Origin of the sequence: Brevibacterium atlanticum (genome assembly GCF_011617245.1) — a bacterium.
GTDB classification, from domain to species: domain Bacteria; phylum Actinomycetota; class Actinomycetes; order Actinomycetales; family Brevibacteriaceae; genus Brevibacterium; species Brevibacterium atlanticum.
The window spans coordinates 1,922,053-1,932,235 of sequence record NZ_CP050152.1 but is presented as its reverse complement, the minus strand read 5'-3'; the positions used below and the strand labels follow the sequence as shown (position 1 = coordinate 1,932,235).

The 10,183-nt window shown below is 64.9% G+C and carries 8 protein-coding genes; 2 read left to right on the top strand and 6 right to left on the bottom strand.

The window, feature by feature from the left end; translation table 11 throughout:
* Nucleotides 1-345: 345 nt before the first annotated feature.
* Together GUY23_RS08565 and GUY23_RS08560 are read right to left on the bottom strand one after the other, a co-directional pair.
* Entirely contained in the window at nt 346-1,101 is a 756-nt protein-coding gene (locus GUY23_RS08565; RefSeq protein ID WP_166971468.1) for an SDR family oxidoreductase, read from the bottom strand.
* A 59-nt stretch (nt 1,102-1,160) separates the two neighbouring features.
* Nucleotides 1,161-2,297, bottom strand: coding sequence for an acyltransferase (locus GUY23_RS08560; protein WP_166971466.1), 1,137 nt, complete (start codon nt 2,295-2,297; stop codon nt 1,161-1,163).
* A gap of 127 nt (nt 2,298-2,424) precedes the next feature.
* Here GUY23_RS08560 and valS point away from each other — a divergent pair, with 127 nt between their 5' ends.
* Nucleotides 2,425-5,070, top strand: a complete 2,646-nt coding sequence (valS, locus tag GUY23_RS08555; protein ID WP_166971464.1) for a valine--tRNA ligase — start codon at nt 2,425-2,427, stop codon at nt 5,068-5,070.
* A 227-nt stretch (nt 5,071-5,297) separates the two neighbouring features.
* The gene (locus GUY23_RS08550) at nt 5,298-5,990 is read left to right on the top strand and encodes an AIM24 family protein (RefSeq protein WP_166971462.1); all 693 of its coding nucleotides are present in this window, start codon (nt 5,298-5,300) and stop codon (nt 5,988-5,990) included.
* A gap of 97 nt (nt 5,991-6,087) precedes the next feature.
* Here the strand turns inward: GUY23_RS08550 and GUY23_RS08545 are convergent, their stop codons facing one another.
* The 4 genes from GUY23_RS08545 to GUY23_RS08530 form a co-directional block, all read right to left on the bottom strand.
* Nucleotides 6,088-7,374 (bottom strand): MFS transporter, encoded by a 1,287-nt coding sequence (locus GUY23_RS08545; protein WP_166971460.1) that lies wholly within the window; start codon nt 7,372-7,374, stop codon nt 6,088-6,090.
* A 12-nt stretch (nt 7,375-7,386) separates the two neighbouring features.
* Nucleotides 7,387-8,673, bottom strand: coding sequence for an ATP-dependent Clp protease ATP-binding subunit ClpX (gene clpX, locus GUY23_RS08540; protein ID WP_166971458.1), 1,287 nt, complete (start codon nt 8,671-8,673; stop codon nt 7,387-7,389).
* Between the two features lie 220 nt (nt 8,674-8,893).
* Nucleotides 8,894-9,538 carry an ATP-dependent Clp protease proteolytic subunit gene (locus GUY23_RS08535; RefSeq protein ID WP_166971456.1) on the bottom strand — a complete coding sequence of 215 codons (645 nt, stop codon included), beginning with the start codon at nt 9,536-9,538 and terminating at the stop codon, nt 8,894-8,896.
* Between the two features lie 26 nt (nt 9,539-9,564).
* A complete protein-coding gene (locus GUY23_RS08530) occupies nt 9,565-10,161 on the bottom strand; it encodes an ATP-dependent Clp protease proteolytic subunit (RefSeq protein WP_166975828.1) in 597 nt (198 codons plus the stop codon).
* Nucleotides 10,162-10,183: the final 22 nt, after the last annotated feature.

Genomic DNA, 10,183 nt, shown 5'->3' with positions numbered 1-10,183 from the left:
TCTGGGTCACTGCGGTCACTGTCACGAGGACGACAGTTGCCGCGGTACCACCTCGCTTATCCGCAGCCCGCCCCGATGGGGCCGTGCCGTGGATCGCTCATTCTCAGGACGCTGACGGGTCCACCCGTCCGGTTCTACTGAGGTCGCGGCGCATTCGTCCGCCGAGGCGGTCGTGTGCAGCCGTGGACCCGTTCTTCCGGATGCTCCCCGGTGATGGCCGGATCGACGCACTCCAATCGTATACCGTCGACTCCGCCGGAGACCACTCGGCAGGGGCTGTGCTGTTTCGACACCGAGTGGTCTCCGGTGATGGTCGGCGGACGGCCTCAGTGGAGCGGAGAGGACTCACAGCCCCTTGTTGCGTGCCACCTTGTGCTGAGCTGCCTGCGCGATGGGTCGGATGACCATGAGATCGACGTTGAAGTGGTGTGGCCGAGTCAGGGTGTAGACCACGGCATCGGCGACGTCCTCGGCGGTCAGCGGCTTCTCGACGCCCTCGTAGACCTTCGCCGCCTTCGATGCGTCGCCGCCGAGGCGTTTGACGCTGAATTCGTCGGTGGCGACCATTCCGGGGGCGATCTCGATGACGCGCACGGGTTCGCCTGCGAGTTCGAGGCGCAGTGTCGCCGCCATCGAGTGCGAACCGTGCTTGGCCGCGACGTAGCCGCCTCCGCCTTCGTAGGCCTGGTGTCCGGCGGTCGAGGACATCACGACGATGTCTCCGCGACCGGACTCGATGAGGGCGGGCAGGAGCGCCTTGACCGTCCGGAGGACGCCGAGCACGTTGATCTCGAACATGTCCCGCCATCCGTCGACGGAGGCCTCGGCCACGGTGTCGGTGCCGAATGCGGCACCGGCATTCGCGACGAGTGAGTGCACTGCTCCCCCGGCCAGGACCTGCTCGGCCATGGCTGCCACGGCGGCGTCATCGGTGAGGTCAGCGACGATGTAGTCGGCTCCGGTCTCCTCGGCGAGGGCCTTGAGCCTGTCCTCACGTCGGGCCACGGCCACAACGTCCCATCCTCGTTCACGCAGCTGCCGCACCGTGGCCGCACCGATGCCTGAGCTGGCACCCGTGACGACTGCCCTGAGAGTCTCCATCTGTGTTCTCCTTCTTCGCGGTGTCCGGTCGCGCGGGCGACCTGGTGTCGCGTTTCAGTCTACGAGTCCTCCTGCAGCTGCGCGGCGGGTTCCGCGGATCGACGCCGCATCAGTGGTGCCCTGGGCCGGGAGTGTGGATTGCGCGGTCCACCCTCGCCGAAGACCGCGCGGACGCCGGGTATCTTCACGGCCACCCAGGTGATCGCCGCGCACACGAGCGCGTACGCAAGCGGCATGACGACGGCATGGAGCAGGACCCCGGGAATCGTCGTCGGCAGTCCCATGTGATTGCGCACGGGGTAGAGGATGAGCGGATGGAGGAGGAAGACACCGAAGGAATACGGGTAGAAGCGGTGCAGCAGACCGAATCCGCGACGCAGATGGAAGTGCAGCAGCAGATAGGCCGCCAGCGACGAGACGACGACGCCGGGGGCGAGATACTCATAGGGGAACATCCACGGTTTGTCTCCGGGACCGAGTCCCGCCCACACGGCGGTGCCCGTGATCGCGGCGAGCAGAGCAAGCCAGGCGAGCACTGCCCCGCGCACCGACAGGACGATGTCGCGCAGCACCCACCCGAGGATGTAGAAACCGGCCATGGGCAGGAACCGTGTGGCGATATTGGCCTCACCGACGTCGAAGATCATCGACACCCACTGGTCGAGCATCCCGATGCCGAGGAAGATCAGGCCCGTGCCCCACTGCAGGCGTCGAGAGCCGTGCACGCTGAGCAGCCGGAAGAACGGGGTGAGCAGGGTCAGGCCCGCGAGCACGTAGAGGAAGTAGAGCTGGACGAACGGCGAACCGGTGAGGATCGCGATCCCGGGATTCCAGTCGCTGTCCGGCTGGAGGTAGAAGCGGCGGAAGAGCACATACACCAGCGTCCAGAAGACGAGCGGGATGCCGATTCGCCAGACACGCTTGGACAGAAACTTCCGCGGCTTGTTTCCGCGCTCGGGATCCAACGCCAACGCGCCGGAGACCATGATGAAGACGGGCACGGACCACCGGCAGGCGGAGTCGAGAACGTTCGCCAGCCACCAGTCCGGGCCCATATCCGCGAAGTTCGTCTCGACGATGGTGCCGAGGGAATGGATGGCGACGACGGCGACGATCGCGATCACTCGGGCAGGATTCATCCAGACCGTCGAGGTGGCCGGCGGATTCTCGGTCGGAATTCGGTCCAGGGGCGCCATAGGGCAATAATCTCATTGTCCTTCACCTTCTCGTCTCACCTGCTCTTCAGGATGTGAGACGGGCCACCTGGCCGACGGGCGCTGACCGGTTTGGCCGAATGCTCACCGGGTGAGAAAATCAGCAGTTATGAACACACCTGCCTTTTCGGACTCGACGCACGAGTCAGTGAATCTGCCTGACAAGCCGGCCCTCGAGGGCCTGCGGGACAAATGGGATGCCCAGTGGAGTGAGTCGGGCGTCTACGCATTCGATGCCGAGACCGATCGTGCGCAGGTCTACTCGATCGACACTCCCCCGCCGACAGCCTCGGGGTCGCTGCACGTCGGCCATGTGTTCTCCTACACGCAGACCGATATCATCGCCCGCTACCAGCGGATGCAGGGCAAGAACGTGTTCTACCCCCTGGGCTGGGACGACAACGGACTGCCCACCGAACGCCGGGTGCAGAACTACTACGGCGTGACGTGCGATCCCGGCCAGGCCTATGATCCGGACTTCCAGCCTCCGGAGAAGGCTCCGAAGAACTCGCGCGACTTCGTGAAGATCTCCCGCCGGAACTTCATCGAACTCTGCGAACGGCTCTCGGCCGAGGACGAACAGGTCTTCGAGGACCTCTTCCGCTCCACCGGCCTGTCCGTGGACTGGACGTACACCTACCGCACGATCGACGATGATTCGCGTGCCGTGAGTCAGCGGGCGTTCCTCACCGATCTCGCCCGCGGCCACGCGTATTCCCAGGACGCGCCGACGATGTGGGATGTCACCTTCGGCACCGCTGTGGCACAGGCCGAACTCGAGGACCGGGAGAAGGAAGGCGCCTACCACAAGGTGAAGTTCTTCCCCGAGGGAGCCGACGGACTGGCCGACACCTCATCGGAGCCGATCATCATCCTCACTTCGCGACCGGAGCTCATTCCCGCCGTGGTCGCCCTCGTCGCCCATCCCGATGACGAACGCTATGCGTCGCTGTTCGGAACGAACGTCGTCTCACCACTCTTCGGCGTCAGCGTCGAGGTCCGCGCTCATGAGCTCGCGAAATCCGACAAGGGCACCGGCATCGCCATGGTCTGCACCTTCGGCGACCTCACCGACGTCACCTGGTGGCGCGAACTCGACCTGCCGACCCGCGCGGTGATCAACCGCGGCGGTCGTCTGGGACTCGAGGTGCCCGAGTGGATCGCCGCCTCGCCGAAGCCCGACGCTGTGGCCAACTACGAGGCCCTGGCCGGCAGGACGACGTTCACTGCGCGCAAGGACATCGCCCAGATGCTCATCGACTCCGGTGACCTCATCGGAGAGATCGAGCCCATCACCCATCCGGTGCCGTTCTATGAGAAGGGCGACAAGCCTCTCGAGGTCGTCACCAGCCGTCAGTGGTACATCCGCAACGGCGGTCGCTCGGCGGAGCTGCGGGATGCGCTCATCGCTCGCGGCCGTGAGATCGAATGGCACCCGTCGTTCATGCGCTCTCGCTACGAGAACTGGGTGGAGAACCTCAACGGCGACTGGCTCGTCTCCCGGCAGCGGTACTTCGGTGTGCCGATCCCCCTGTGGTACCGCCTCGATTCCGATGGGACCCCGGACTACGACAACCCGATCGTGCCCGAATCGCTGCCGGTCGATCCCATCGCCGAGGCGCCAGCCGGTTTCACAGAGGACCAGCGTGATGTGCCCGGCGGCTTCACCGCCGACCCGGACGTCCTCGACACCTGGGCGACCTCGTCGCTGACTCCGCAGCTCCTCGGCGGCTGGTCGCGTGACGAGGAGTTCTTCGACAAGGTCTTCCCCTTCGATCTGCGTCCGCAGGGACACGACATCATCCGCACCTGGCTGTTCTCGACCGTCGTCCGGGCGAATTCGCTCAACGACGCGGCTCCGTGGAAGCATGCGGCACTGTCCGGCTGGATCCTCGATCCCGACCGGAAGAAGATGTCGAAGTCCAAGGGCAATGTCGTCGTCCCCTCCGACATCCTCGCCGAGGCCAAACCCGGCTACGGTCCCGACGCCGTGCGCTACTGGGCCGCCAGCGCCAAGCTCGGCGCGGACACCGCCTATGACGTGACACAGATGCAGATCGGCCGACGCCTGGCGATGAAGCTGCTCAATGCTTCGAAGTTCGCCCTCGCACAGGGCGTCCATGAGGGGCTCATCGGGCAGCTGGGGTCCGTCACTCACGACCTCGACCGGGCGCTCCTGGCGAAGCTCGCCGAGGTCGTCGATCAGGCCGGTACCCACATGGCCGCGTACGACTATGCTCATGCCCTCCGCGCGGCCGAGAGCTTCTTCTGGGAGTTCACCGACGACTACGTCGAACTCGTCAAGGACCGTTCGTACGGGGCGACCGGCAGCGATGACCAGGTCTCGGCGCATGTCACGCTCGCCACCGCGCTCGATGTGCTGCTGCGCCTGTTCGCGCCGTTCATGCCCTTCGTCACCGAAGAGGTCTGGTCGTGGTGGCGCACCGGCTCGGTCCACCGCGCGACCTGGCCGGCCGATGAGTCGCTCAGCGTCCCGGAGGCCTCGGTGGATCCGGAGCTGCTCGCCTCGGTCGCGGCCGCGCTCACCGAGATCCGACGGACGAAGACCGAGGCCAAGGTCTCGCAGAAGACCGGCGTCGCCGCAATCACGATCCAGGCTCCGGCCGCGATCGTGTCGGCGATCCGCTCGGCGGAAGGCGATCTTCGCGCCGCCGGCCGCATCGAGAAGCTCGTCACCGAGGAGTCCGGGGACACGATCACGATCGGCGATGTCAGCTTCGTCGAACCGGCCTGATCGCCGGACTCGGCTGGGAGACCCCGCGGTCTTGCGCTTCCCGTTGTAGGCGGGAAGCGCAAGACCGCGGGGTCTCCTGCATCTGTGTCACAGCGTCAGACCGCCTCGGCGCGCTTGTTCCCGGATCGGCACACGAAAGCCGCTCTCACCGTTCGGGCGTCCACGTAGGATGGATCCGACAACCGAAGAAGTACGGAATTCCGTCCTGACCGAAAGGCCTGTGGAACATGAGAAGCGAACTCTTTTCCCAGCGCAATGCCGAAATCCAGAACCAGGATCGCTGGACCCTGCAGTCGAAGAAGATGCTGCGCACGGTGATCACCCCGAACGCTCCGATGATCGCCACCAAAGGCGCCATGGTCGCCTATCAGGGCGATGTCCGCTTCACCCACCAGGGTTCGAAGTCGGTCGGGCAATTCATGAAGAAGGCCGCGACCGGTGAGGGCGGCAACGTCATGCGCGTCGAGGGTCACGGAGAGATCTTCTTCGCCCGCGAGGCCTCGAACATCTTCATGATGGCCCTCGAAGGACCCCAGGATGCCCTGACGGTCAACACCTCGAACCTGCTCGCCTTCGACGATGCTCTGAACTGGGAGATCAAGCGGATCAAGGGCGGAGTCGGTGCCATGGTCAGCGGCTCGGGACTGTTCAACCTCGAACTCGCCGGGCAGGGCACCGCTGCCATCTGCTGCAAGGGCGAGCCGATGGTGCTCGACTGCTCTCAGCAGCCGACGTTCGTCGACCCGCAGGCGGCCGTCTGCTGGTCATCGGCCCTGGCCCCGCAGATCAAGACCGATGTCAGCGTCGGCACGTTCTTCGGCCGCGGCTCCGGCGAATCGATCCAGCTGGCCTTCCACGGTCCGGGCTTCGTCGTCGTCCAGCCCGCCGAGAACGCCGTGTATTCAGCCGCTCAGGGCTGACCCCGGACTCTTCGAGACACCGCCGGAGCGCCGAGACCACTGTGCACACGCCGTGGTTTCGGCGCTCCGGCGGTGTCTCGCAGTCTGCGGGCAGCGGTCAGTCGGCGACCACGGTATGGTCGCGGCCGCCGCGTTCGACTCGGTACTTCACGAAGGCGGGGAAGATGACTGCACACGTGAGGACGAGGACGATGACGGCGATTCCGCCGCCGGCCGTGGCGATGGTGGTGTTCGAGACGGCGGCGACCGAACCGTGCAGCACGTCGGCGATCCTCGGTCCTCCGGCGACGACGACGATGAACACACCCTGCATGCGACCGCGCATGTCATCGGTGGCCGCCTCCTGGAGCATCGTCGACCGGAAGGCCGAGGAGATGATGTCCGCTCCCCCGCCGACAGCCAGGCCGCAGAGCGCAATGATGAGTGCGGCCAGCCAGAAGCCCGAGGCGAGTTCGAGGGAGAGCCCGAAGACTGTCATTGCGCCGCCCCAGACACTGATCGCGACGATCACTGCCAGCCCCTGGCGTTCGACCTTCGAGACCCAGCCGGAGAAGATCCCGGCCAGGGCGCTGCCGCCGGCCAGCGCGGCGAAGAGCAGGGAGAAGACGATGCCGCCTTCGGGTGGTCCGCCGAAGGTCTCGGCGGCGATCTGGGGAAACAAGGCGCGAGGCATGCCGAAGACCATGGCGATGATGTCGACGAGCAGGGAGACCATGACGACGGTGTTGGTCCCCAGGTACTGGAATCCGTCGACGATGCCTTTGAACCCTGAGCGTGTATCCGGCTGCTTCTTCGGCAGCAGCGACGGCAGCCGGATGACTGCGTAGAGCGTCGCGAAGAGGAACACCGCGTCGAGGATGTAGAGCAGCTGGTATCCGAAGAGAGGGATGAGCGCCCCGCCGATGACCGGGCCGACGACCGCGCCGAGGGTCATCACCGTCATGTTCAGCGAGTTCGCCGCCGGCAGCATGTCAAGCGGGATGATCGTGGGAAGCAGTGCGCCTCGGGCAGGCTGGTTGAGTCCGAAGAAGGCCTGCTGCATCGAGAACACCGACAGCAGCAGCCAGACGTTGTCGACGGCCGCCACAGCGAGCACAGCGAGGATCGCACTGGTGACGATCAGCCCGACGGTCGAGATCACCAGCAGCCTGCGACGGTCCATGACATCGGCCAGGGACCCGCCCCACAAGCCGAACACGACGAGCGGAACAAGTCCGAACGCGCCGGCGAGTCCGACGTATCCGGAGGACCCTGTGATGTGGAAGATCTGCGCGGGTATTGCGACGACCGTCATCTGGGCACCGATGACGGTGACGATGTTGGCCAGCCAGAGCCGCCGAAATGCGGCGTACTTCAGCGGGCGGGTATCAGCGATGAGCCTCATGGACTACGAGGCTCAGGCGGACTTCTTGTTCGTCCTGTTCCGCGTCTTCGGCACCAGGGTCGGTGCGACGTTGGATTCGACGACCTCCTTGGTCACGACGACCTCGGCGATGTCCTCACGCGATGGCACGTCGAACATGACCGGCTGCAGCACCTCTTCCATGATCGACCGCAGGCCACGGGCTCCGGTGCCGCGCAACAGAGCAAGGTCGGCGATCGCCTCGAGGGCTTCGGTCTCGAACGTCAAGGACACGTTGTCGAACTCGAACATGCGCTGGTACTGCTTGACCAAGGCGTTCTTCGGTTCGGTGAGGATGGACATGAGGGCCGCACGGTCGAGGTTCGACACGGTCGCCAGCACCGGGAGGCGTCCGATGAACTCGGGAATGAGTCCGAACTTGAGCAGATCCTCGGGCAGGATGTCGGCGTAGAGGTCCTCTTCGTCGTTCTTCGACTGGAGCAGGGCACCGAAGCCGATGCCGTGCTTGCCCTTGCGACCGGCGACGATCTCCTCCATCCCGGCGAACGCGCCGGCGACGATGAAGAGGACGTTCGTCGTATCGATCTGGAGGAAGTCCTGGTGCGGATGCTTGCGTCCCCCCTGCGGCGGCACGGAGGCCTGAGTGCCCTCGAGGATCTTCAGCAGCGCCTGTTGCACGCCCTCGCCTGAGACGTCGCGGGTGATCGACGGGTTCTCGGACTTGCGGGCGATCTTGTCGATCTCGTCGATGTAGATGATGCCGTGCTCGGCGCGCTGAATGTCGAAGTCCGCGGCCTGGATGAGCTTGAGCAGAATGTTCTCGACGTCTTCGCCGACATAGCCGGCCTCGGTCAGCGCGGTGGCATCGGCGACCGCGAACGGCACGTTGAGACGCTTCGCCAGTGACTGGGCCAGGTAGGTCTTGCCCGAACCGGTGGGGCCGACGAGCAGGATGTTCGACTTCGCGATCTCGACCTCGGCGTCGCTGCCGCCGAGAGTCTTCGTGTCCTCGTTCGACTGCAGTGAGCGGATGCGCTTGTAGTGGTTGTACACGGCCACGGACAGTGCCTTCTTCGCCGGCTCCTGGCCGACGACGTATTCCTGCAGGAAGTCGAAGATCTCCCGCGGTTTCGGCAGCTCGAGTTCGGCCTGATCGGTGCTCGAATCGCTGAGCTCCTCTTCGATGATCTCGTTGCAGAGACCGATGCATTCATCGCAGATGTAAACACCAGGTCCGGCGATGAGTTTCCGAACCTGCTTCTGGGACTTCCCACAGAAGTTGCATTTGAGCAGGTCTGCTCCGTCCGCACTGCGAGCCACTGTCACAACCTTTCGCCAGGGCGCTTGGCCCCAACTCTACCGCTCGTGTTTCCTGTACCTCAATAGCTTCCCATACGTCGCTGACACGAGACCCCAGCGGCGTCATTCGGTGTGTCGCTCAGCGACGGCGACCGCGACGGATCGGATGCGGGAACGGGTCCGCACGTGCACTGTCGTGCGGACCCGTTCCTCACTGCGCCTCAGTGCGCGGCGACGGTGCTCAGTCCGCGTTCTTACGCGAGGACAGCACCTGGTCGACGAGGCCGTAGTCCTTGGCCTGTTCGGCCGTGAGGAAGAGGTCGCGTTCGATGTCGTTCGACACCTGAGTCGCCTCCTTGTTCGAGTGCTTGGCCAGAGTTCCCTCGAGCCATTCCCGCATCCGCAGCACCTCGGCTGCCTGGATCTCGAGGTCGGACGCCTGGCCCTGCCCCTGCCCCTGCATGGCCGGCTGGTGGATGAGCACTCGTGCGTTCGGCAGCGCCAGTCGCTTGCCGGGGGTTCCGGCGGCGAGCAGCACGGCCGCTGCGGAGGCGGCCTGGCCGAGGCACACGGTCTGGATCTCGGGCTTGATGTACTGCATCGTGTCGTAGATCGCCGTCATCGCGGTGAATGAGCCGCCGGGAGAGTTGATGTACAGGGTGATATCGCGGTCCGGGTCCTGCGATTCGAGCACCAGCAGCTGGGCCATGACGTCGTCGGCGGAGGTGTCGTCGACCTGCGCGCCGAGGAAGACCACACGGTCGTCGAAGAGCTTCGTGTACGGATCCTGGCGCTTGAAGCCATAGGGGGTCCGCTCTTCGAACTGGGGCATGACATAGCGTGACTGCGGCATGTTCGACGCCGTCGAACCCGGCATAAAGTTCATTGAATTCATTCTTCCCTCACTCCTGCTCAGTTGTTCTCGACGTCGGATGCGCGGGTGACCATCTTGTCGATGAAGCCGTATTCCAAGGCCTCTTCGGCGGTGAACCAGTGGTCGCGATCGTTGTCCTTGAGGATCTGCTCGAGCGACTTGCCGGTCTGCTCAGCGGTCAGCTCCGCCATCTGCTTCTTCATGTGCAGAATCAGCTCGGCCTGGATCTTGATGTCCGTGGCTGTGCCTCCGATGCCGCCCAGCGGCTGGTGCATGAGGATGCGGGCGTGCGGGGTCGCGTACCGCTTGCCCGGGGTGCCCGAGGACAGCAGGAACTGGCCCATCGAGGCGGCCATGCCCATCGCCACAGTCGAGACGTCGGGCTTGATGTACTGCATGGTGTCGTAGATGGCCATGCCTGCGGTGACCGAACCGCCCGGGGAGTTGATGTAGAGCGAGATGTCCGCTTCCGGATCCTCAGCGGCCAGCAGCATCATCTGCGCACAGATCGCGTTGGCGTTGTCGTCGCGCACCTCTGAGCCGAGCCAGATGATGCGCTCCTTGAGGAGGCGGTTGAAGATATGGTCGTCCAGGCCCATTCCCCCACCGGCGTCGAGGCCGACGGGCGCTGTCATGTCGTGTGCGCTCACGTTTCAC

Excerpts from the sequence above, each read along its gene's own strand:
- GUY23_RS08550 (WP_166971462.1), top strand. The coding sequence starts at position 5,298 with ATGAGAAGCGAACTCTTTTCCCAGCGCAATGCCGAAATCCAGAACCAG.
- valS (WP_166971464.1), top strand. The coding sequence starts at position 2,425 with ATGAACACACCTGCCTTTTCGGACTCGACGCACGAGTCAGTGAATCTG.
- GUY23_RS08545 (WP_166971460.1), bottom strand. The coding sequence starts at position 7,374 with ATGAGGCTCATCGCTGATACCCGCCCGCTGAAGTACGCCGCATTTCGG.
- GUY23_RS08530 (WP_166975828.1), bottom strand. The coding sequence starts at position 10,161 with ATGACAGCGCCCGTCGGCCTCGACGCCGGTGGGGGAATGGGCCTGGAC.
- GUY23_RS08535 (WP_166971456.1), bottom strand. The coding sequence starts at position 9,538 with ATGAACTTTATGCCGGGTTCGACGGCGTCGAACATGCCGCAGTCACGC.
- GUY23_RS08560 (WP_166971466.1), bottom strand. The coding sequence starts at position 2,297 with ATGGCGCCCCTGGACCGAATTCCGACCGAGAATCCGCCGGCCACCTCG.
- GUY23_RS08565 (WP_166971468.1), bottom strand. The coding sequence starts at position 1,101 with ATGGAGACTCTCAGGGCAGTCGTCACGGGTGCCAGCTCAGGCATCGGT.